The sequence below is a fragment of the Tianweitania aestuarii genome, from assembly GCF_018457165.1.
Lineage (GTDB): Bacteria > Pseudomonadota > Alphaproteobacteria > Rhizobiales > Rhizobiaceae > Tianweitania > Tianweitania aestuarii.
This window is the reverse complement of sequence record NZ_JAFMNX010000004.1, coordinates 19,646-40,127: the sequence shown is the minus strand read 5'-3', so window position 1 is coordinate 40,127 and position 20,482 is coordinate 19,646. Positions and strand designations below refer to the sequence as shown.

The window sequence follows — 20,482 nt, the reverse complement described above, 5'->3', positions numbered from 1 at the left end:
CTCCACTAGAAGGTCTGCGTCGGTTGGATCAACCGGCGCAGCCTCAGCTCGACGCGCGGAAAGCCGCGCAGATTTCGCTCGTCGGCGCGGTCCACACGCCGTCATGCGAAAGGATGTAGTCGAGGACCTCCCGCAGATATTCGATGCGGTAAGGCATGCCCGAAACCCAGCTATGCAGCGGCAGGCTCATCACCCGGCCACCATGATCTGCGCTTTCGCGGTAAAGCACGTCGAAGCGATCCTTGACCTGCTGAACCCATTGCGGCTCGGACTGGAAATACTCGTCCGCCACCACACGGTCGTCGGTCTCGTAAGCCATCGGCATGGCGACCAGCGGCCCGTTCTGCGTGCGCATGTCATAAGGCAGATCGTCATTGGCCCAGTCGAGGCCATAGGCAACGCCGTTCCGCGCCAGGATTTCCGGCGTGTTGAAGCCCTGCGCACGTCCAGGCGACAGCCAGCCCGACACCGACTGCCCGCTTGCGTCGCGCAGCAAACGAAGCGCTTCGGCAACGATCGCGTTTTCCTCGTCTTCCGTCAGGCCGGAATGATGCACCTTGCCCATGTCGAGCCCGTGCGCGACGACCTCATGCCCGCCTTCGACAACCGCCCGCAGCAGCGCCGGATAGCGCTCGGCGATGATGCCGTTGATCGCAAAGCTGGTCTTCAGGCCCAGCTCGCCGAGCAGCCGCAGCACCCGGAACACGCCGACGCGATTGCCGTAATCGCGGTTGGTGTAATAGCGAAAGTCTGGATAGGGCATCGACAACGCGCCCGGTGCCTTGAAGGGCTTGGACGGCATGTCGAGCGGAAAATACTGGACATGCGTGACGATCGACAGCGCGATCCGCGCTCCGTTCGGCCAACTGATCGGCTTGCGCTTGAACATGTCCGACCAGTCGTAGCGGTCATGGTCCATGCCGTAGCGGCGATGCGGATAGTCCAGATAATCGTCGGGCATCGGCATCAGCGTGATCCCCCTTGCGCATTATGCGTCGCCATCGCGGCGTTGAAGGCGTCGTAAGCACCCGATGCGTGATAGGCCTGCGCGATCTCGCGGCCGGTCGTCTGCCAAACGCCCTCATGACCTGCGATGTATTCGATCGCTTCGGCAAAGGCGTCGATGCGGTGCGGCTGGCCGACAAGATAAGGATGCAGCGGAATGCACATCACGGTGCCGCTGTCGGCGCCTTCCTTGTAGAGCTGGTCGAACTGCCGCTTGATGATCTCGCCATAATGGCGCGGCGTCACCTTCTGCGTGTTGTAGACGATGACGTCGTTCATCTCGAGCGAATACGGCATCGAGATCAGCTTGCCGCTCTTGACCTTGACCGGCATCGGCTGGTCGTCATGGAACATGTCGCAGGTGTACTGGATGCCGGCTTCCGACAGGATATCCATGGTCCAGAAGTTGTTCGACAGCGCCGGCGACAGCCAGCCTGCAAGCTCCTGCCCGGTATGCTTGCGCACAGTGTCGAACGCGTCGCGAATGATCTCGCGCTCCTGTTCGATCGTCATGTTGTAGACGTAGCGGGTGTTGTAGATGCCGTGGGAGAAGAACTCCCAGCCACGATCCGCGCAGGCCTTGATGATCTCGGGATGATGATCGCACAGCGCGACGTTCAGCGACACGGAACCGCGGAAACCGGCGCGATCCATCGCTGCCATCATGCGCTGCCAACCGACACGGTTGCCGTAATCGCGATGCGAATATTGCAAGACGTCCGGGTTCGGCCGCGCCCAGGGGGTGCGCGTCGGATTGTTGGGCGGATTGTATTCGTAGAACTCGATGTTCGGCGCGATCCAGACGGCAATCTTCTTGTCGCCCGGCCAGGTGATCTTTGGCCGCTCGGTCCAAGGCAGATAATCGTAGAGACCGAGATCCGACTGCATGGGCTTGGCGTCGGCCGACATCAGCGCGCTCCCGGCTGATAGGCCTCGTACCAGGCGATCGCCTCGGAAACCGGGATCACGTCGCCATACTTCACCGAGATATCGTAGAGATTGGCGAAATGCGGGCTTTCATGCTTGTCGGCAACGCATTCTTCCGGAACTACGACGCGATACCCACGCGAAATCGCATCCACAACGCAAGCGCGCACGCAGCCCGACGTCGATCCGCCCGTAATCACGACCGTATCGCACTGGTGCCAAACCATCAGCGACTGCAGGTTCGTTTCGTGGAAGGGAGACGCCATCCGCTTGTTGATGACGATGTCCCTCTTGTGGTCGATCTTGAGACGCGGATCGAACTCGGCGCGGCGCGAGCCGACCTTGATGTTCTGAAGTGAATCCGGCGTATCGGTGCGCGTGCCCCACACGCCGCAATCTTCACCCGAATCCATGTAGGCGACATAGGTCCAGGTGATCGGCAGGTTCTTTTGCCGCGCAAGATCGGCCAGCGTGTTGACGTAGTCGAGCTGCTTGGGATCGGTCTCATAGGCCGTCGCGAATTCACCGACGGCTGTGTAAGCGCATTGAAGGTCGATGTTGACCAGCATCGGCTTGGCGCCAAAGCCGAAACGGCGGCGCGTCGGATTGGCCTTCGCGTGCTCGAAAAGCTGACGCGCGGTGAGTGATGACATTTCCATATCGGACCTCCACTTCCTCCGGCACCTGCCTCGCTCACAGGAGAAGAAATTTCCCTGCAAGCGCTTACAAGCGCCTCAAGATTTTATTGTTATCACTTTATACCATTTGTAAAGTTCAAAATTCGGCCGTCCGCAGGCCCGTTGTTGCGTCTCATTGAGGCCGCGGAAACGATGGCTTAAAGCTCTGATCAAGTGGAGGAAACGCCTGTGAACAACCGACCCTGCCAACCAATTGTCGACACAAATTGGCCCGAAATGGTCGCCGACCTGCGGGATGGTTTTGCCGGACAGCTCAACGTCTATCGCACCATGGCGCACCATCCTGCCTTGCTGCGCGCATGGGCGCCGTTGCGCCAGCATCTGGTGAAGAACAGCGCACTTGGGTCGGATCGTTCGGAGGTGGTGATCCTGCGCACCGGACATCGTCTCGGCTCGAGCTACGAATGGGCGCACCACGTGTCGCGCGCCCGCGCGCTCGGCTTCAGCGATGAGCGCATCAAGGCAATCGCTGCCGAGCCGAACGGCGAAGACGGTTTGATCGTGAAAGCCGTGGACGCCCTGTTCGACCTCCACCGCATTCCCGCCGAACTCGAAGCCGAGCTGGCCGAGGCGATCGGACGCGAAGCCGTGTTCGATCTGATCGCGACCGTCGGCTTCTACACCGTTCTCGGCGGCATTCTGCAGACCTACGAAACGCCCCTCGACGACGCGATCGCCGCCGAACTGGCGCAAACGCCCATCTGAGAGCCCTTACGCCTGTTGGTTGCGTCAGCGGCGGCCTGCGCATCCCAGCGCAGGCTCACTCAAGAAGAAGCGCGTTTTGCGCGTCCGCTCAGTTCTGGAGCCAGCAGGACACGAGCGCCATCCCCGACATCAGCTCGCCTGCGGGATGCGGCTCGTAACCGCCGACCTTGTCGGACACGGCATCGATCCAGTCGTTGAACACCGGAATGATCGCCCCGCCTTCGTCGCGCACCATCAGCGCCATGTCGCGATAGATCGCCTTGCGCTTGGCCTCATCAAGCTCGGCACGCGCCGTGATCGCCATCTTGTCGAAGTCTTCGCGCTTGAAGCGGGTCTCGTTCCAGTCCGCCGATGACAGATAGGCGGTGGAATATTGCTGGTCCTGTGTTGGCCGACCCACCCAGTAGGAAGCCGAGAACGGTGCCTTGTTCCAGACTTCCGCCCAATAGCCATCACCCGGCTCTCGGCTGACATTGAGCTGGATGCCGGCCTTGGCCGCACTTTGCTGGAACAGCTGCGAAGCATCCACCGCGCCGGGGAACGCTACATCGGACGTCTGCAGGATGATCGGACCTTCATGGCCCGACTTCTTGAAATGGAACTTGGCCTTGTCTGGATCGAAGGCGCGCTGCTCGATATCGTCCGAAAACAAGGGATAAGCGCCGTTGATCGGGAAGTCGTTGCCGACTGCGCCATAGCCAGCCAGGATCTTGTCGACGATTTCCTGCCGGTCGATCGCGTATTTCAACGCCAAACGCAGATCGTTGTTGTCGAAGGGTTCCGTGGTGCACTGCGCCGCAAAAACATAATGCGCGCTGCCGGCGATGTTCTGGATCGTGACGCCCGGAATGCGCTTCACGAGATCCACGACCTTGGGCTCGACACGGTTCATCATCTGGATCTGGCCGCTTTGAAGCGCCGCCATGCGCGCCGTCGTGTCGTTGATGACGAAGATCTCCACCTGATCGGCGAAGCCCCGCTTGTCCTTGTCCCAGTATCCATCGTAGCGCTCGCCTGCTGCGCGAATGCCCGCTTCGTGGGACGCAATGCGATAAGGGCCGGTGCCGATGCCGGCTTCGGGATCGTCACGACCGCCATTGGGCTGAATCACCAAATGATAATCCGACATGAGGTAAGCCATGTCGGCATTGGCTTCCTTGAGCGTCACGATGAACTCGTCGCCCTGCGCCTTCACCTGATCGATGCCGCGCAAGACACCGAGCGCGCCCGACTTCGTGTCCTCGCCCGCGTGCCGCTCGATCGTTGCCGCGACATCGGCAGCGTCCAGCTCCTTCCCGTTGTGGAAGGTCACGCCCTTGCGGATCTTGAAGGTCCAGGTCTTGGCATCTGGCGACGCGCCATACTCGGTGCAAAGCGATGGCCGCAGCGAACCGTCGGGTTCCACTTCCACCAGCTTTTCGCCCCAGCATCGCGCAAAATTGGCGCGGAACTGATTGTTGATCGCGGCGGGATCGAGACCATCTGTCGATTCACCGCCAACAAGCCCCGCCTTCAGAATGCCGCCCTTCACCGGTCCGGCAGCCTGCGCGGCGCGGGTCAGGAGCGTGCCGGCCATCGGCGCAGCCAGCCCGAGCGCGGCAGCGCGCCCCAAAAAATCGCGGCGGCTCAGCTTGCCGGCAGCAACGCGCTTGCTCAGGAATTCGAGTTCGTTCGACATTGTGTGTTCTCCCGCTCGGATTGTTCAGGTGCTCAAATATGGATCAGGGCGATCCTGCGAAGGATGCGATCTTCCCCGTACCGTGGGCACTTACCTAGTCGCATTCCCTTTCTCTTCTACCCAACCTCGCGCCGGCCGCCCTTTCTGGCGACGCTCTCAGGCGCCGTCGGAAGCCGGCGAATGCGTATGGAAAAGGGTCTTCAGCAGCGTCCTGACCCAGTTCAGGGCCGCGTCCATGTCCGCGCGATCATGCCAGATCATGCAGTAGGTGATCGGTTCCGCCTCCGGAAAATCCACAACGGCCAGATTGCCTGATGCGGCCACGAGCCTCGCCATGCGCGCCGGAGCGCACAGAACGAAATCCGACAGGCTGACGGCGAGTGGAGCAGACAAGAAGTGCGGCGTGCGCAGGTCGCCCGGACCAAGCGGCCGCCCATAAGCCGCCAACGGATCGTCCACCCCGATCCCGGTTCCATCGGGATAAAGCATGACGACACGTGGGAGCGCCGCGAGTTCCGCCGGCGCTATATGACCGGCGCGATCGCGCTTCGCGAGAATGGGATGGTCTTCGCGCAGAAGAAAGGCGAACCCCTCCTCGAACAGCGGCACCTGGTGAAAACCTGAAGGCAGCACTTCGTCGGTATATAGCGCAAAGTCGACCCGCCCTTCCTCCAGGTCGCTCAGCGTATCGCCGCTCCACGCGCACAGTTCGAGAGACAGCCCTGGCGCTTTCGCGTGAAAGGCGCGCGCAAGGGAGGGAACAACCACAGCCGCACCGTAATCGGTGGTTGCAATGCGAAACGAGCGCTCAGACGTCTGCGGATCGAACACCGGTCGGGTGAAGACCTGATCCGTTGCCGCGATGGCTTGCTTCAGCTTCGGCAGCAGTTCGGCTGCGCGTGCGGTCAGGGCGTATCCACCACTTGCCGCACGCACGAGCAGCGGATCGCCACCCAGGGCATGCCTGAGTTGCGCAAGAAGCCGGCTCGCAGCCGGCTGGCTCAGACCCATTGCTTCTCCGGCACGGGTCACGTTGCGCCGCGTGAGAACCTCCAAAAGGAAGCGCAAGGCACGCAGGTCAACATGACCGAAGCCCGGATCATTCGTTAATTGCATGGCGATCAGTCGTACAACGTCATTCAGCGCATGGGAAGAGCGTCGTAGAACGCGTCGAGAACAAGCCGCTACCGCGAACAGATCGAAGGAGCCGCTCATGGCCGACAGCATCACCCACAACCAGCCTTTGTCCGAAGAGAACATCGCGCGCCAGCTCAAGGAAATCGCGCATGGATGGGCATATCCGAGCCGCTCGCCGGTTCTCCGCACGCCCGCTGACGAAGGGCTCGACTATGAGGACGTGACGTTCCCGGCACAGGACGGCGTGCCCCTCGAAGCCTGGTTCATTCCTCGCACGGGATCCGATCGCCTCGTGATCTGCAATCATCCCATGATGTTCAACCGCTACGGTTTTCCGTCGCATCTTGAGCCATGGCGAAGCTTTGGCGCTGCGAGCGGCAACACGTTCGAAGTCGATTATGTCGCCGACTACCGCATCCTGCACGAGGCCGGGTACAATGTGCTCACTTACGACGAACGCAATTTCGGTCTGAGCGGAACAGGCAATGGTGGTCTGAACAGTGGCGGCCGCTACCAGGCGCGGGACGTAATCGGCTCCTTGCTCTATGTGCGTAGCCGTGAAGATCTCAGGAACATGGCTGTCGGCCTGTTCTCCCGCTGCAATGGCGCGAACGCGAACCTCTACGCCGTTCATACCCAGCCGCGCTTTTTCGACGACGTGCGCTGCATGGTGCTGTGCCAGCCACTCTCGGTCGGCTCGGTGATGAAGCGAACTTTGGAGGGCATGGGGCTGGGCGAGCGTCTCGATCAGCTCGATCGCGAAATCCAACTCGCCGCGAGCCTCACCTTCAACCAGATGTCACCCAACCTTTGGGCGCGCAGCGTCCAAACGCCGACCTTTGTTTATCAGGTCCATGACGACGCGTTGACCACTCCGGCCGACGTTCAGGCGACGTTCGATGCCATCCCCATCGAAGACAAGGCGCTTCATTGGATCCGCGACACGACGAAACGCTGGGACGGCTACCTCGAGTTCCAGCGCCGACCGGAGCCGATGATTGCCTGGTTCGACAGGCACATGGCCTGATCACGCTCAACGATCGACCACGCAATTTATCCAGACTTTTCCGCGCAATACGAAAGGACACCGACATGACAAGCGACCAGCAACAGATCGAGGCGCTCAGGACCGAATGGCTCGAGGCTGCTCAATCGCGCGATCTCGATCGCATCATGGACACCTATTATCCCGGCTCCGATTACCTCGCCTTCGACGTAATGCCGCCGTTCAGCTTTGAGGGTTGGGACACGTTCCGCGCCCACTGGCAGCGCTTCTTCGAGATGTTCGATGCCGACCCCCTCTTTGAGCGAGCCGACACCCGGATCCACTGCTCCGGTGACCTTGCTTTCTCGACCGGCTTTACCCGTTTCGCGGCCTCCGTGGGTGGCAAGGCCATCGACCTCTGGACCCGTGAAACGCTGTGTTACCGCAAGTTCAAAGGCAGCTGGCGCATCTTCCACGACCATGTGTCCGTGCCGATCGACCTCGAAACGCATCTCGGCGTCACCGACTTCAAGCCGTAAAGCGGATCCGATGCCGTCCCACAGTATCGCGGACGGCATGGCTTGGCGGGTAACAGCCGGACGTGCGGCAGCCCCGCCAACGCCGGCTGTCCTTCAACCCGTCCCGGGCAGAACGTCTGCGTCCGTCGCGCCTGCGGTTGCGTCCCCATCTTCCTTAAGGGTCGTCAGCAACGCGTCCAGCGTTTTGCAGACTTCCGTGACCTGTGCGGAAGTGAGTTTGCGTCCCAACCCGGCTGCCCAGGGGCGCTGAAGCGTCATCGACTTCTCGAACACCTCGCGGCCGTGACTTGTCAGCTCCACCAGCTGCGCACGCTTGTGTCGGGGATTAGGCCGATAGGCGATCACCCCCTCGCTTTCCAGTTCGTTGGCGATCCGTTGCACGGACTGGCGCGTGACGCCGATCTCACGCGCCAGTTGAGCAACCGATTGCGGCTCTTCGCAATCGGCAATGCCACCGAGAAGCTGCCACCGCGCGCTGGTCAGTCCCAGCCCGTCCACCAGCTGATCGCCGGCAGCAAGCAGCGCGCCGTTCGCGCGAAAGATGCGCAAGATCAACGCGGTCACATCATCAGGTGTGGCGGGTGCCAGATCGCGATCGGAGGAACATGTCATGTCCGTGAAAAGAGCATATTGACAGCATGCTGTCGAGCAGTTCATGTTGACAGCACGTTGTCAATTAAGGAGCCTCGCCATGCAGATGAAACCGCTCGACCCAGCTTTTCCGATCCAGCAGCAGCTGGGACTGTCCCACGAAGGGCCGATCGTCCTGGGCAATCTGTTCACAATTGACGCCGCGGACGAGGATGCTTTTCTTGCCGCCTGGGCGGTCGATGCCGCTTACATGAAGGCGCAGCCGGGCTTCATCTCCACCCAGCTGCATCGGGCCCTCGGTTCGAGCCCCGCCTATTTTAATTCTGCGGTGTGGGAGAGCCTTGACGCGTTTCGCGCCGCGTTCACCAACCCGGCCTTCCAGGCAAAGCTGACCGACTATCCTGCAAGCGCGGTTGCCTCGCCGCACCTGTTCCAACGCGTTGCTGTGCCCGGCATCTGCACCGAGTGAGCTGATCTTCGGAACGCATGCCGGTGCTGCGCACCATCAAGGAAAAGGGCGGGTGCCAAACATGCGGCACCCGCCCTTTTTCCGTCAAATGGTCTGGCCGCCCGACACTTCGATGCGCTGGCCGTTGACCCAGCGATTGTCCGAACCGAGCAGGCTCGCCACCATCGGGCCGATGTCATCCGGCACACCGACGCGGCCGAGTGCCGTCATGCTCGCAAACGCCGTGTTGTAATCGGGAATGTCGCGTACCGCCCCACCTAGGAAGTCGGTTTCGATCGCGCCGGGAGCAACCGTGTTTGCGGTAATGCCGCGCGCGCCAAGCTCCTTCGCCATATAAACGGTCAGGATTTCCACCGCGCCTTTTGCGGCCGAATAAGCGGAAAAACCGGGGAACGAGACGCGCGTCAGACCGGACGAGAAGTTGACGATGCGCCCGCCATCGGCCAGCACCGGCAGCAGTTTCTGCGTCAGGAAGAACACGCCCTTCACATGGACGTTGAACAGCGCGTCGAACTGCTCCTCCGTGGTGTTGGCGAAGTCTGCCATCTCACCATGGCCGGCATTGTTGACGAGGTGGTCGATCGTGTCGCGGCCGAAGGTGTCGGGCAGCGCGGCGCGAACGGCGTCCACGAATGCCGGGAAGGTCGACACATCCGCAGTATCAAGCTGCAACGCCACCGCCTTGCGGCCCAGCGCCTCGATCTCGGCAACAACGGCCTCGGCGCCCGTTTTGCCACTGCGATAGGTCAGGATCACGTCACCGCCATGTCGCGCGATGCTGATTGCCGTGTTGCGGCCGAGCCCACGGCTGCCGCCGGTAACGAGAGAAAGTGTGGTCATGGATGCCTCCGGTTGGTGTCACCGGTGATATGCACCGAATCGCGCTGATCCTGTTGCGCGATCATCCCGAAAACTTGCCTGATACTCCAAACACGTTGCCGGATTGCTCGCATCCTGCTACCGAAACTCCATGACAGATCAGCTCCTAGATCATGCCCGGCGCTATGCCGATGCGCACGCAGATCGCTCCGGGGTCGCCGCCACGCCGATCGAAGGGCTGGTGCTTCTGCGCGAAACAGCGCCGACCATGCTGCAATACGCTATATCCAAGCCGCTTGTCGCGCTGGTGCTGCAAGGCTCCAAACGGGTGACGATGGGCAGCCGCAGCTTCGACTTCGGTGCAGGCGACTCCCTCCTCATCACCACCGATGTGCCGACGGTCAGCCAGATCACGACGGCCAGCCGCGCCTTGCCTTATTATTCGCTCGTTCTCGAACTCGATGCCACCATCATCGCCAGCCTGGTAAGCCAGATAGGCGCGGTGCCGTATGAAGCGGATCAGCCGGTGCGCGTCGATCCCACCGAACAGGAGGTTGCCGACGCAGCCTTGCGCCTGCTTCGTTTGCTCGACCGCCCCGACGCACTCGGCGTTTTGGGGCCACAATTGAGCAAGGAGCTGCATTACTGGCTTTTAAGCGGACGTCACGGAGGCGCGATCCGTGCACTGGGCATCACCGACAGCCACGCACAACGCATCGCAAAGGCCGTCGCCCTCCTGCGCGAACGCTATGCCGAAACGATCAAGGTCGAGGCTCTGGCAGACGTCGCCGGCATGAGCCTGTCCGCCTTCCATGTTCACTTCCGCAGCATCACCTCACTGTCGCCGCTGCAATTCCAGAAGCACCTCAGGCTGATCGAAGCGCGCCGCCGCATGCTCGCGCAAGGCGAAACCATCAGCACAGCCGCCTACGGCGTCGGCTATGAAAGCGTGCCGCAGTTCACCCGCGAATACGGCCGCATATTCGGCCAGCCCCCCGCCCGCGACGTTCGACAAGCCCGAACCCAAGTAAACGCTGCCGCATAGCCGGCCTTGAGACGCCGATGGCGCGTTGGTGAGGCAGGAGCTCTGCACCTGGCTGCCTTCACTCAGTCCGGCACCGGTTTACCACCTTCTTCTGGCCATTCCATTGCGCCCCGCAAACCCTTTGCGGAGCGCTCGAGACTGGAAAAACGACGTGCAACAAACCTCACATATGATCACGAGGGATGCGAGCACTGCGTTCGCGCGAGAAGACGCAACGGTCGCCATGATAGGCTTGCCTGCTTTCCGAAATGATCCACTCGGTTTGCGTGCAGGACATGCGCAGCGTTCCAGCCGACTTGGTCTGCCAGCCATCGCGCTGGGCTTCGCAGGTATAATGGGCTTCGGCGGTCATCGACAGCGGATCGCCTGACTTGATGGACCAAACCTGGTCCACCGTGTCGCGTGTCGCCAGACCATTGCCAGGGTGGCGGTTCAGGCCCGTGTCTTCGCTGACCTTGTAGCGCGTGACGCCCTCACGAAGATCGCGTTCGATCAAACGCGATGAGGCGCCCTCTTCCACGGTCTCGTAATACGGCAATGGATCTTTGTTTGCCGGTTCCGGAACTTCGATACGCTGGTGGTCGCCCAAGAGAGGCAGGTCGATCCGGAGCGATGCAAGGTCGATCATCAGGGTCGCATCGAAGGGCGACGGCAAGATCGTGGGCCAATATGCGCTCGACAAGGAAAGCCGCATGCGGTGCCCCGGTGCGAAGCGATAGCCGCAGGCATCGAGCACCAGCGTGATCTCCACCGGTTCTCCGGGCGTCAACGCCTGGGGATCTGCATTGCCGTCGCGGTGAGCGAGGTTGAGCACGCCGTAAGATACGCGGGTGGCGGTTCCGTCGGGATGCACATCCACCAGGCGCGCGACGAGGTTTGCCAGCGGTGCGTCACTCGTCAGGATGAGATTCAAGGATGGCTGGCCGAGCAGAACCTGTTCCGCGCTCAAGACATCGCTTTCGAACACGAGCGAGCCCGCATCATCCGAACGCTGGTCGCCAGCGAGTTCTGCGTCGGGTTTCAGCGTGAACCATTCGCCTGCAGCCGTTCCGGTATCGAGCGGCGATTGCAGAGGTGCATGTCCTGTTGCGCTCGAAGCAGGGTTCTCCTGCAAACGCCGGTGAGCATCCAAGCTCAGGGTCAGCATATCAGGCTTTTGCCAGGTTTCCTTGGCAATCCAGTAGCCGGGATCGTTTTCGCGCCATCGTGCGGGTTTTGGGCCATCCAGAATGAAAGCTCTCACCTGCGGAAGGTCGACTGCGCCCGTTTTCTCGTTGCAAAGCCAATGGCGCCACCAGGCAATAGCCTCGCCATGGAAATCCGCACGCGGCTTTGGATAAGCGAAGTGCGGATACTTATGCACCCATGGCCCGATCAGCGCCTTGGCTTTTTCAGGCATGCCTTCAACGGCCTTCAAAGGCGTATTGCGGTATCCGTCGGCCCATCCGGCGATCACCAGTGCGGGAACGGGAAAAGCATCGAAGTCTTCGCAAATGGAGCCGTGACGCCAGAAGTCGTCGCGCGCTTGATGCGACAGCCACTCCTCCATGAAGAAGGGTTCGTGCTCCAGCCGCTCAAGCCACATATCCTCCCAGCGTTCGCCAACGAGCTCGGGATCAGGCGAACGTGACTGATAAGCGCTCATCGTCGTAGCCCAGGAAAACTGCGCAGAAAGCTGTGTCCCGTTCTTGTAATGGATGTCGTCGTTGTAGCGATCCACTGTGGATGCGATGGAAATGACAGCCTTCAGCGCTTGTGGCTTGAGGGCTGCGACCTGCAGGCAGTTGAAGCCACCCCATGAGATGCCCATCATGCCGACGCTGCCATTGGACCAAGGCTGGCTCGATATCCATTCGATGATCTCCACAGCATCGGACAGTTCGCGCGGTGTGTATTCCCCGTCGATGACACCGTCGGACTCTCCCGAACCGCGAATATCGACCCGCACACCCGCAATCCCCGCCGCTGCGAAAACGGGATAGGTGGATTCATCGCGAGGCGCTGTGCCGTTGCGCTTGCGGTAGGGCAGAAACTCCAGAACGGCAGGCACACGGCTTTGCCCCTCTGCAGCATCGGGCATCCAGATCCGCGCGGCCAAGCGGGTGCCGTCCTTCAGGACGATCCATTCGTTGTCGATGACGTGGAAAGACGTGTCGCTCATGAAGTCTCATCAGGCATGTAAGGTCAAAAGAAAGCCGATCGCCCTCAAGCGGCGATCGGCATTTTACGGCATGAGCTCAGGCGTCGAGCCAAACGCGGCTTGCGACGCGGCCATTCGACAGATCGTTGCCGATGTCGTGGACGAAGCCCTTCAGCGTCTTGCGGGCAGCATTCACGTAGTCGTTGAAGACAGGCAGGATCAAACCGCCCTCGTCTCTCACCATGATCGCCATGTCGTGGTACAGGGCGCGCCGCTTGGCTTCATCGAGTTCCCCGCGCGCTTTTGCTGCCATGGCATCGAATTCCGGCCGCTTGAAGCGGGTGTCGTTCCATTCCGCGCCGGAAACGTAGGACGTGGAATACCGCCCATCCTGGGTTGGACGTCCGCCCCAATAAGAAGCGCAGAATGGCTGCACGTTCCAAACTTCGGTCCAATAGCCGTCGTTCGGATCCCGCTGCACTTCGAGTTGGATGCCGGCTTTGGCTGCACTTTGCTGAAAGACCTGCGCGGCTTCAACGGCACCGGGGAACGCTGCTTCGGAAGTTCGAAGCAGGATCGGACCGTCATGACCGGACTTCTTGAAATGGAAAGCAGCCTTATCGGGATCGTACACGCGCTGTTCGATGTCGGTCGGCGCCAGCGCATAGTTGCTGTTGACGGGATAATCGTTGCCGATCGTGCCGAAGCCACCGATCGCCTGGGTCAGGATGGCCTCGCGATCGATTGCGTATTTTAAGGCGAGCCGCAGATCGTCGTTGTCGAAAGGAGCGGTGTCGCAATGCATCAGGAAAGAATAGAAACCTTTTCCCGAGCTTCTCAGTATTTCGACATTGGGAGCTCGCGACAGCAGCGGCACCACTTTGGGTTCGATCGTGTTGATGAAATCGACCTGACCGGCGCTCAAGGCGCTGATACGCGCGGTTGAGTCATTCATCACGATGATCTCGACGCCGTCCACGAAGCCGCGATCATCGCGCCAATCGTCTGTATTGCGTTCGAAAACGGCACGGATGCCCGGTTCGAAGTTGACCAGCTTGAAGGGTCCCGTGCCGATCGCCGCATTGGGATCATCCCTGCCGCCATTCGGCTGAATTTGGAGGTGGTAGTCCGTCAGAACCAGGGGAAGATCGGCATTGCCTTCAGCCAGGGTGATGACGACATCACCGCCACGTTCTTCGATCGTCTGGATGCCGGCGAGCAGACCCAAAGCGCCAGATTGGGAGTTTTCGTCCGTGTGCCGGCGCAGGGTTGCGACCACGTCGGCAGGCGTCATCTGCTTGCCATCATGAAAGCTAACGCCCGAGCGAATCTTAAAGGTCCACTCTTTTGCATCCGGCGAAGGCGTCCAGGACTCGGCGAGTGAGGGCAGTGCGGCGCCGGTTTCCGGATGCGACTCGACAAGCGTATCGCCCCAGCAATGAGCCATAACGAACAGCACGCTTGCCGACGCAAGTGCAGGGTCGAGCGTGTCAGCGGAAGCGCCGCCGGCCAAGCCCATACGAAGAGTGCCGCCGCGCTTGGGCTCCTGCGCCATTGCAGATCCGGCGCTCCAGACCCCTGTTGAAGCCGAAAGGCCGAGCATCGCACCTCCCTGCAGAAAGCCGCGACGGCTGACACTCAAAGTTTTCAGTAACTCGTTCATCGGATCCCCACTGCTTTTGATTGTGGGAATAATGACCCGGGATCAGCGCAGCACAATTTCGCGGCTTGACGCGCATTTAAGCGGGTTTACGCTGCAATCATGCGTGAGGATGACCTTCATTTCTTTTCCAACCTGAGGCTGGCTTGCAGCACTTGGACATCGATTTCCGATCTGTGCCGCAAGATTGGCATCAATCGGCAGCAGTTTAACCGCTATATCAACGGCAACTGCCAGCCTTCAGCGCATAATCAGCTGCGGATTGCGGCCGCGTTCGGCTTGGAACCGGCAGACTTCCACCGCACTCCGCCAGTCTTTCGAGCCAAACTGAAGGAAGCAAAACGCCCGAAAGTCATGGACGGCCCCTGGGCCGACGCGTTTTCGGGGAACGCAGGAGCGCTGCAGCCTTATCTCGGCTTTTATCAGACCTGGCACATTTCATTATCCTGGCCCGACCACGTGGTATGTTCGTGTGCCCATCTACGCGAAAGCCAGGGCCAGGTGCTCGTCACATCGCTGGAAAGGATCGACGATCTGGAAAGCGGTATTCGGCAGCGTTCGCGTTATGCCGGACTGGTCGCCTTCCAGCGCAATCGCATTTTCATAACCGAGGTAACACGGGGCGAAGCACCGACCTTTGGACAAACGATCCTTCTGCCGTTTGAGGTTCACCAGCGGCAATTCCTGCGCGGCCTGACCATGGGATTATCCTGGCGCAACGACAATCTTCCTTACGCCACGCGTACGATCTGGCGATATCGCGGCATGCAAACAGACAAGCGCGCCTTGCTTAAAACGTGCGGCATTTACCCGACCACTTCCGGTGCACTGCCATCGGTCGTCTCGTCGTTTCTCCTGCAAGACGGCGCAGTCATGACATTGCCCACGCACACCTGATTTTCATCAAGCCATTCACGGCAGATCTGTGTGTCATCCGCCTCGCCCAAACAGCCCTTCTATCTTCGTCGCCTACTTGCGCCGTGAAGTCGCCCGGACGCCGAGCTGATCGAGCGCGTCGGGGTTGCGCCGGCCCCAGTCGTAAAGCATTTCCACGGGTTCAACGAAGCGCAGACCAAGCTCCGTCAGGCGATACTCGACCGCCGGTGGCACAGTGCCTTGAACGTGCCGGGTGAGAAGACCGCTTTGTTCCAGCTCCCGCAGCGTCTGCGTCAGCATCTTTTTCGAAATCCCCGGAAGGTTGCGCAGAAGAACGCCGGTCCGCGCCCGGCCCTCATGACGCGCATGAAGCGTGTGCAGGACCATGCTTGTCCATTTGGTCGCAAAGAGCTCAAGGACGCGCCTTGGCGCGCAGTCCTCGCGCCATTGCTCTTCGGATGATCCTGGTTGCATGATGGAAACCTCTTGGTGCCTAGGTCCCAATTTGGTTCCTTCTGGAAGGCCGTCCAGCCCCTCCTTAGCTTATCCAACACAAGCAAGGAGTTTCAGCATGGCAAAATCAGCTCTCGTGGTAGGCGCAAGCGGCATCAGCGGAAGCGCAACAGCCACGCTGCTCAACGCGCATCAATGGACGGTGCATGGTCTCGCCCGCCGCCCGGTCGACGCGCCCGGCGTTCACCCCGTCAAGGCCGATCTCACCGACGCAGCCGATACGGCTGCCGCCCTCAAGGATCTCGATCCCGAAGTCGTCTTCATCACGACATGGCTGCGGCAAGACAGCGAAGCGGAAAACATCCGCGTCAATTCGGCCATGGTCCGCAATCTTCTCGATGGCTTGCGATCGAAAAGCGTGCGTCACGTGGCGCTGGTCACCGGCCTCAAGCACTATCTCGGACCGTTTGAAGCCTACGGAAAGGGAACGCTGCCGCAAACACCGTTTCGCGAGGAACAAGGCCGCCTCGACGTCGCCAACTTCTATTATGCGCAGGAAGACGAGCTTTTCGCCGCCGCCGAGCGCGATGGCTTCACCTGGAGCGTCCACCGGCCGCATACGGTGATCGGCAGGGCCGTAGGCAACGCGATGAACATGGGCACGACGCTTGCCGTTTATGCCACGCTTTGCCGTGAGCTTGGCCGACCATTCCGCTTCCCTGGATCGGCGGCGCAATGGAACGGCCTCACCGACATGACGGATGCCCGCCAGCTGGCTCGCCAGCTCCTGTGGGCTGCAACCACGCCTGCAGCGGCGAACCAGGCCTTCAACATCGTCAACGGCGACGTGTTTCGCTGGAACTGGATGTGGGAGCGGATCGCCCAGTGGTTCGGGCTGGAAGCCGCGCCGTTCGACGGCGAAGTTCTGCCGCTTGAAACGCAGATGAAGGATGACGCGCCGGTGTGGCGCAAGATCGCCGAGCAGCACGGCCTTGTTGAGCCCGATCTCGACCGCCTGGCCTCGCCCTGGCACACCGACGCCGATCTTGGTCGCCCGATCGAGGTGATGACCGACATGTCCAAGAGCCGCCGGCTCGGCTTCGATGCGTATCAACCCACCGAAGACTCGTTCTCCGACCTGTTTGAACGCCTGCGTGCCGAGCGTCTGATCCCGTAAGGGAGCGCGTCCTGAAGGGTGAAGAAAAGCGGCACGGGATCGCCTGGTTCCAGATCATGGACCAACAGGCGGTCCCGCGCCGCACGTCCGCTTCACTGACCGCTTCTTATCAGCCTTCGAAAGGCAGCGGCCAGTCCTTTTGTCCGAGCACGCGGATCGCCGTCACGATGCGCTCGAAGCTTTCCTTCGCCCGGTCCACCGTGTTGCGGGCGCGCAGATAGCCGTGCACCAGACCCGCTTCTTCCCGCCACATCGCCTTGCCGCCAGCGGCGGTGATCTTGTCGCGATAGGCTTCGCCGTCCGATGACAGTGGATCGCATTGCGCGGTGATCAGGACCGTCGGCGGCAGGTCGGAGAAGTCTTTGTCGCGCAAGGGTGCAAAGGCCGCGTCACCAGACACATCCGCTCCGCCGGTGCGCACCGTCTGGTAGAACGCCATGTCGCGCGTGGTCAGCATCGGCGCGTCGGCATGGGTGACGTAGGATCCGCGTGTCGGATCGCCGCCCAGACCGGGATAAATCAGGACCTGACCGATCGGCGCGCGCGGATGATGCCGGAAGCGCCCGGCAACGGCTGCCGCGATGTTGCCGCCAGCAGAATCGCCGCATAGCAGGATCGGGCGATCATCGTCTGCCACCGCGCATTCGAACGCCGCATAACCATCCTCGTGCGATGCCGGATAAAGGTGCTCCGGCGCCAGGCGATAATCGATCGACACCACCTCGTAGCCGGTGGCCGCACAGATGTCGGCGCAAACATCGTCATGGCTTTCCAGACCGCCGAGAATGAACCCGCCGCCGTGGAAATAAAGAACGCGCACGCCGGTGTTTTCCTCATCCCGCTTGTAGATGCGGATCGGGATCTGCCGCTCGGGCCCGGATGCTGCGATCCGGTCGGTGCTCGCACTCACGCCGGTTGGATAGCCTGCGGAGAAGGCACGGCACATCCGATCATAGATCTGCCTTTGTTGTTCAACGGTGTAATCCACAGTGTCCGGCGGATAATACGCGTTGGTCTGGTCAATAAAGGCCCATGTCTGCGCGTCGATCAGCTGCGAATAATCCGTCAATTCCAACCCTTTCCGAGCTTAGCATCTCTTGAAACACCAGCGAACAAATCGTCCGTCGTCAGACTAGAAGCATCAAGCCCTGCGCGATGTTCAATTCACGCACCATCTTTTGCAGAGTTCGCATTCGACCCGCAGCAGCGTTTGACAACCCCGCCGATCAAGTCAGCGGCTTCTGGCGCGTTTCGTGGTTGATCAGGCTGGCCGTCACGGCGCCCATCAGCAGGAACACGGCAAACAGTGCAATGGCGCCGTTGAAGCTTTGCGCGATCACGATCGTCATCAAGGATGGCGCGAGCAAGCCGCCGAAACGCGCCATGGCACTAGCCGCACCCATGCCGGTCGCGCGGCTTTCGGTGGGATAAAGCTCGGGCGTGAAGGCATACAATGCGCCCCATGTGCCGAGCAGGGCAAAGCTCATGATCAGAAGCGCAGCGGCGATCATCGTGGCACTGCCGGCAAACACGAACAGGAAACAGGCCAGCGCGCTTAACAGAAGAAAGCCCACCAACGTCGGCTTGCGGCCCCAGGCTTCCACGCCATAGGCCGCCAGCGCGTAACCGGGGATCTGCGCCAGCGCGACGATCACCAGGAAGCCGTAGCCGCGCACGAAGCCGAAGCCCTCGCCGGCAAGGCGCGCCGGCATCCAGGTGAAGATGCCGTAATAGGAGATCGAAACAAAGAACCACACCAGCAGCATCGCGATGCTGCGGCGCCGCATCGGACCCGAAAAGATGCCCTCGCCCTTATGGCTGATCGGCGCTTCGAGCACGCTGTCTGCTGGAAGTGGCGGCTTGCCGTTGGACAAAAGCACCTGATCCAGCACCGTCTTGGCTTCCGCCACGCGGCCGGTCTTGATGAGATACATCGGCGATTCCGGCACCCACCAGCGCAGGAACACTCCGATCAGGGCCGGCAGTGCGGTGACAGCGAAGATCCAGCGCCAGGCATCGGCCACGCCATACACGCTCGCCGCCCAGGCGGTGAGTGCGACGATCACCGTGCCGATCGCCCAAAAGCCTTCCAGCATTACCAGCCAGCGACCCCGGTTTCTGGCCGGCAGAAACTCGGCCATCATCGCGTAATCCACCGGCAGGGTGCCGCCAACGGCAGCGCCCGTCAGGAAGCGCAGCACCAGCAGCACTCCGAAGGACGGCGCAAACACGGATAAAAGGCCGAAGACTGCGTCGCAGCCGACCGTGATCAGCAACACCCGGCGACGGCCATATCGATCAGCAAGCTTGCCGAACAGGCTGGCGCCGATCAGCATCCCGAGGAAAAACAGGGTGCCGGTTTGCAGCGCTTGGGGAACCGTCAGGCCGAAGGTCGCAGCAATCGAGGCTGCGGTGAAGCCAACCGCCAGAACCTGCATGGCGTCGGCCGCCCAAACGAAACCGAACACCGCGAGCAGCCGGCGCTGGAAAGCCCCTGCACCGGCCTGCGCGAGGATATCCTCGACCGTGGTCTTCATGATCTGCCCTCACCCCAGATGATGATCGCGCACCAACAATCCCCGGATGCGCGATCTCTGATGTACCGCTAAAGCCTTCGGCCTTTCATGTCGAATCCGATGGCGCGGAGGCGCAGCGGCAAGAACACCGGTTCAGCTCGCCTGGTTCAGCGCATTCAGCTGCTGCAGATGATCAGCCTCGAGCTTCAAGCCGGCGGCGGCAACATTGCTGCGCAGATGCGCGCGCTTCGATGTGCCGGGAATAACCAGGATGTTCGGGCTGCGCTGCAAAAGCCATGCGAGTGCCACGGCCTGCGGCGTTTGCGCGAGATCGGCGGCCACCTTGCTCAAACCATCCGCCTGCAAGGGCGAGAAGCCGCCAAGCGGGAAATACGGCACAAAAGCAATGCCGGCTTCAGCCAGATCGTCGATCATCGCATCGTCTGCACGATGCACGAGGTTGTAAAGGTTCTGCACGCAAACGATCGGCGCGATATCGCGTGCCGTTTGCAGCTGCATGGCATCCACCGTGCTGATGCCGATATGCGCGATCAGCCCTTCTTCCTGCATCCGCCGCATGGCCTGCATCGGTGCGACGATGTCATTGTCCGGCCCTTCCATGCGCAGATTAACGATCTCCATCTGCTCCAAACCGAGCCGATCGAGATTGTCCTCCACGGATTTGCGCAGGAAGTCGGCATCGCGTTCGAGGATCCATTCCGCGTTGTCGTTGCGCCAGGCGCCGATCTTCGTCACCAGCGTCAGATCGGCGGGATAAGGATACAGTGTTTCGCGGATCAGCCGGTTCGTGACATGGGGGCCGTAGAAGTCGCTGGTGTCGATGTGATCGATGCCGAGATCCAGCGCTTCGCGTAGCACCGCCTTGGCTTCTTCAGGGTCCTTGGGCTCGCCGAACACATGCGGGCCGGCAAGTTGCATGGCGCCGAAGCCCATGCGGTTCACGGAAATCGATGTGCCGGGAAAGGTGAAGCGGCCTGCAGCCGCTGCGTTGATGGTGGTGTCGGTCATGGTGCTCGTCCTTGTTGGTGTGACCCGAAGATG

At 61.0% G+C, this 20,482-nt stretch carries 20 protein-coding genes; 7 read left to right on the top strand and 13 right to left on the bottom strand.

All coding sequences use genetic code 11. The annotated features are described in order from the left end of the window. Positions 1-43: 43 nt before the first annotated feature. Genes JYU29_RS14920 through JYU29_RS14910 form a run of 3 tightly spaced genes read right to left on the bottom strand, consistent with a single transcriptional unit; the run spans position 44 to position 2,591 of the window. Positions 44-967: a polysaccharide deacetylase family protein gene (locus tag JYU29_RS14920; protein ID WP_213985647.1), complete on the bottom strand. Its 924-nt coding sequence runs from the start codon at positions 965-967 to the stop codon at positions 44-46. Then, on the bottom strand, positions 967-1,914 hold the full coding sequence (locus JYU29_RS14915; protein ID WP_213985646.1) for a polysaccharide deacetylase family protein: 948 nt from the start codon (positions 1,912-1,914) through the stop codon (positions 967-969). Before JYU29_RS14915 ends, JYU29_RS14920 begins: the two co-directional genes overlap by 1 nt. Then, a complete protein-coding gene (locus JYU29_RS14910) occupies positions 1,914-2,591 on the bottom strand; it encodes an isochorismatase family protein (RefSeq protein ID WP_213985645.1) in 678 nt (225 codons plus the stop codon). Before JYU29_RS14910 ends, JYU29_RS14915 begins: the two co-directional genes overlap by 1 nt. A gap of 207 nt (positions 2,592-2,798) precedes the next feature. Between JYU29_RS14910 and JYU29_RS14905 the strand changes: the two genes are divergently transcribed. Continuing rightward, positions 2,799-3,335, top strand: a complete 537-nt coding sequence (locus tag JYU29_RS14905; RefSeq protein WP_347879911.1) for a carboxymuconolactone decarboxylase family protein — start codon at positions 2,799-2,801, stop codon at positions 3,333-3,335. Between the two features lie 88 nt (positions 3,336-3,423). On the opposite strand, the gene JYU29_RS14900 is transcribed toward JYU29_RS14905, so the two are convergent. Together JYU29_RS14900 and JYU29_RS14895 are read right to left on the bottom strand one after the other, a co-directional pair. Next, a complete protein-coding gene (locus tag JYU29_RS14900; RefSeq protein WP_213985644.1) occupies positions 3,424-5,013 on the bottom strand; it encodes an ABC transporter substrate-binding protein in 1,590 nt (529 codons plus the stop codon). A gap of 156 nt (positions 5,014-5,169) precedes the next feature. Then, complete coding sequence (locus JYU29_RS14895) at positions 5,170-6,129, bottom strand: LysR family transcriptional regulator (protein WP_213985643.1); 960 nt, start codon at positions 6,127-6,129, stop codon at positions 5,170-5,172. 97 nt (positions 6,130-6,226) lie between these two features. Here JYU29_RS14895 and JYU29_RS18380 point away from each other — a divergent pair, with 97 nt between their 5' ends. Together JYU29_RS18380 and JYU29_RS14885 are read left to right on the top strand one after the other, a co-directional pair. Beyond that, positions 6,227-7,177, top strand: a complete 951-nt coding sequence (locus tag JYU29_RS18380; protein WP_250157501.1) for an alpha/beta hydrolase family protein — start codon at positions 6,227-6,229, stop codon at positions 7,175-7,177. Positions 7,178-7,242: 65 nt separating this feature from the next. Continuing rightward, positions 7,243-7,674, top strand: coding sequence for a YybH family protein (locus JYU29_RS14885; RefSeq protein WP_213985642.1), 432 nt, complete (start codon positions 7,243-7,245; stop codon positions 7,672-7,674). Between the two features lie 93 nt (positions 7,675-7,767). Here the strand turns inward: JYU29_RS14885 and JYU29_RS14880 are convergent, their stop codons facing one another. Further along, positions 7,768-8,286, bottom strand: a complete 519-nt coding sequence (locus tag JYU29_RS14880) for a MarR family winged helix-turn-helix transcriptional regulator (RefSeq protein ID WP_213985641.1) — start codon at positions 8,284-8,286, stop codon at positions 7,768-7,770. A 79-nt stretch (positions 8,287-8,365) separates the two neighbouring features. Between JYU29_RS14880 and JYU29_RS14875 the strand changes: the two genes are divergently transcribed. Beyond that, positions 8,366-8,734: an antibiotic biosynthesis monooxygenase family protein gene (locus JYU29_RS14875; protein ID WP_213985640.1), complete on the top strand. Its 369-nt coding sequence runs from the start codon at positions 8,366-8,368 to the stop codon at positions 8,732-8,734. 84 nt (positions 8,735-8,818) lie between these two features. On the opposite strand, the gene JYU29_RS14870 is transcribed toward JYU29_RS14875, so the two are convergent. Continuing rightward, the gene (locus JYU29_RS14870; RefSeq protein WP_213985639.1) at positions 8,819-9,574 is read right to left on the bottom strand and encodes an SDR family NAD(P)-dependent oxidoreductase; all 756 of its coding nucleotides are present in this window, start codon (positions 9,572-9,574) and stop codon (positions 8,819-8,821) included. Positions 9,575-9,704: 130 nt separating this feature from the next. Here JYU29_RS14870 and JYU29_RS14865 point away from each other — a divergent pair, with 130 nt between their 5' ends. Further along, positions 9,705-10,598 carry an AraC family transcriptional regulator gene (locus tag JYU29_RS14865; protein ID WP_213985638.1) on the top strand — a complete coding sequence of 298 codons (894 nt, stop codon included), beginning with the start codon at positions 9,705-9,707 and terminating at the stop codon, positions 10,596-10,598. Positions 10,599-10,761: 163 nt separating this feature from the next. Here JYU29_RS14865 and JYU29_RS14860 read toward each other — a convergent pair whose 3' ends face one another. Next, the gene (locus tag JYU29_RS14860) at positions 10,762-12,759 is read right to left on the bottom strand and encodes a CocE/NonD family hydrolase (protein WP_213985637.1); all 1,998 of its coding nucleotides are present in this window, start codon (positions 12,757-12,759) and stop codon (positions 10,762-10,764) included. 76 nt (positions 12,760-12,835) lie between these two features. Beyond that, entirely contained in the window at positions 12,836-14,401 is a 1,566-nt protein-coding gene (locus JYU29_RS14855; RefSeq protein WP_213985636.1) for an ABC transporter substrate-binding protein, read from the bottom strand. Positions 14,402-14,500: 99 nt separating this feature from the next. Here JYU29_RS14855 and JYU29_RS14850 point away from each other — a divergent pair, with 99 nt between their 5' ends. Continuing rightward, a complete protein-coding gene (locus JYU29_RS14850; RefSeq protein WP_213985635.1) occupies positions 14,501-15,295 on the top strand; it encodes a helix-turn-helix domain-containing protein in 795 nt (264 codons plus the stop codon). A gap of 72 nt (positions 15,296-15,367) precedes the next feature. Here JYU29_RS14850 and JYU29_RS14845 read toward each other — a convergent pair whose 3' ends face one another. Continuing rightward, entirely contained in the window at positions 15,368-15,748 is a 381-nt protein-coding gene (locus tag JYU29_RS14845; RefSeq protein ID WP_213985634.1) for a winged helix-turn-helix transcriptional regulator, read from the bottom strand. Positions 15,749-15,845: 97 nt separating this feature from the next. On the opposite strand from JYU29_RS14845, the gene JYU29_RS14840 reads away from it, so the two are divergent. Next, positions 15,846-16,904: an SDR family oxidoreductase gene (locus JYU29_RS14840; protein WP_213985633.1), complete on the top strand. Its 1,059-nt coding sequence runs from the start codon at positions 15,846-15,848 to the stop codon at positions 16,902-16,904. 109 nt (positions 16,905-17,013) lie between these two features. Here the strand turns inward: JYU29_RS14840 and JYU29_RS14835 are convergent, their stop codons facing one another. The 3 genes from JYU29_RS14835 to JYU29_RS14825 form a co-directional block, all read right to left on the bottom strand. Continuing rightward, positions 17,014-17,973 carry an alpha/beta hydrolase gene (locus tag JYU29_RS14835; RefSeq protein ID WP_213985632.1) on the bottom strand — a complete coding sequence of 320 codons (960 nt, stop codon included), beginning with the start codon at positions 17,971-17,973 and terminating at the stop codon, positions 17,014-17,016. 157 nt (positions 17,974-18,130) lie between these two features. Then, a complete protein-coding gene (locus JYU29_RS14830) occupies positions 18,131-19,441 on the bottom strand; it encodes an MFS transporter (protein ID WP_250157499.1) in 1,311 nt (436 codons plus the stop codon). Between the two features lie 132 nt (positions 19,442-19,573). Continuing rightward, a complete protein-coding gene (locus tag JYU29_RS14825) occupies positions 19,574-20,449 on the bottom strand; it encodes an oxidoreductase (RefSeq protein WP_213985631.1) in 876 nt (291 codons plus the stop codon). Between the last annotated feature and the right edge of the window lie 33 nt (positions 20,450-20,482).

Excerpts from the sequence above, each read along its gene's own strand:
- JYU29_RS14920 (WP_213985647.1), bottom strand. The coding sequence starts at position 967 with ATGCCGATGCCCGACGATTATCTGGACTATCCGCATCGCCGCTACGGC.
- JYU29_RS14915 (WP_213985646.1), bottom strand. The coding sequence starts at position 1,914 with ATGTCGGCCGACGCCAAGCCCATGCAGTCGGATCTCGGTCTCTACGAT.
- JYU29_RS14910 (WP_213985645.1), bottom strand. The coding sequence starts at position 2,591 with ATGGAAATGTCATCACTCACCGCGCGTCAGCTTTTCGAGCACGCGAAG.
- JYU29_RS14900 (WP_213985644.1), bottom strand. The coding sequence starts at position 5,013 with ATGTCGAACGAACTCGAATTCCTGAGCAAGCGCGTTGCTGCCGGCAAG.
- JYU29_RS14895 (WP_213985643.1), bottom strand. The coding sequence starts at position 6,129 with ATGCAATTAACGAATGATCCGGGCTTCGGTCATGTTGACCTGCGTGCC.
- JYU29_RS18380 (WP_250157501.1), top strand. The coding sequence starts at position 6,227 with ATGGCCGACAGCATCACCCACAACCAGCCTTTGTCCGAAGAGAACATC.
- JYU29_RS14885 (WP_213985642.1), top strand. The coding sequence starts at position 7,243 with ATGACAAGCGACCAGCAACAGATCGAGGCGCTCAGGACCGAATGGCTC.
- JYU29_RS14880 (WP_213985641.1), bottom strand. The coding sequence starts at position 8,286 with ATGACATGTTCCTCCGATCGCGATCTGGCACCCGCCACACCTGATGAT.
- JYU29_RS14875 (WP_213985640.1), top strand. The coding sequence starts at position 8,366 with ATGCAGATGAAACCGCTCGACCCAGCTTTTCCGATCCAGCAGCAGCTG.
- JYU29_RS14870 (WP_213985639.1), bottom strand. The coding sequence starts at position 9,574 with ATGACCACACTTTCTCTCGTTACCGGCGGCAGCCGTGGGCTCGGCCGC.
- JYU29_RS14865 (WP_213985638.1), top strand. The coding sequence starts at position 9,705 with ATGACAGATCAGCTCCTAGATCATGCCCGGCGCTATGCCGATGCGCAC.
- JYU29_RS14860 (WP_213985637.1), bottom strand. The coding sequence starts at position 12,759 with ATGAGCGACACGTCTTTCCACGTCATCGACAACGAATGGATCGTCCTG.
- JYU29_RS14855 (WP_213985636.1), bottom strand. The coding sequence starts at position 14,401 with ATGAACGAGTTACTGAAAACTTTGAGTGTCAGCCGTCGCGGCTTTCTG.
- JYU29_RS14850 (WP_213985635.1), top strand. The coding sequence starts at position 14,501 with ATGCGTGAGGATGACCTTCATTTCTTTTCCAACCTGAGGCTGGCTTGC.
- JYU29_RS14845 (WP_213985634.1), bottom strand. The coding sequence starts at position 15,748 with ATGCAACCAGGATCATCCGAAGAGCAATGGCGCGAGGACTGCGCGCCA.
- JYU29_RS14840 (WP_213985633.1), top strand. The coding sequence starts at position 15,846 with ATGGCAAAATCAGCTCTCGTGGTAGGCGCAAGCGGCATCAGCGGAAGC.
- JYU29_RS14830 (WP_250157499.1), bottom strand. The coding sequence starts at position 19,441 with ATGAAGACCACGGTCGAGGATATCCTCGCGCAGGCCGGTGCAGGGGCT.
- JYU29_RS14825 (WP_213985631.1), bottom strand. The coding sequence starts at position 20,449 with ATGACCGACACCACCATCAACGCAGCGGCTGCAGGCCGCTTCACCTTT.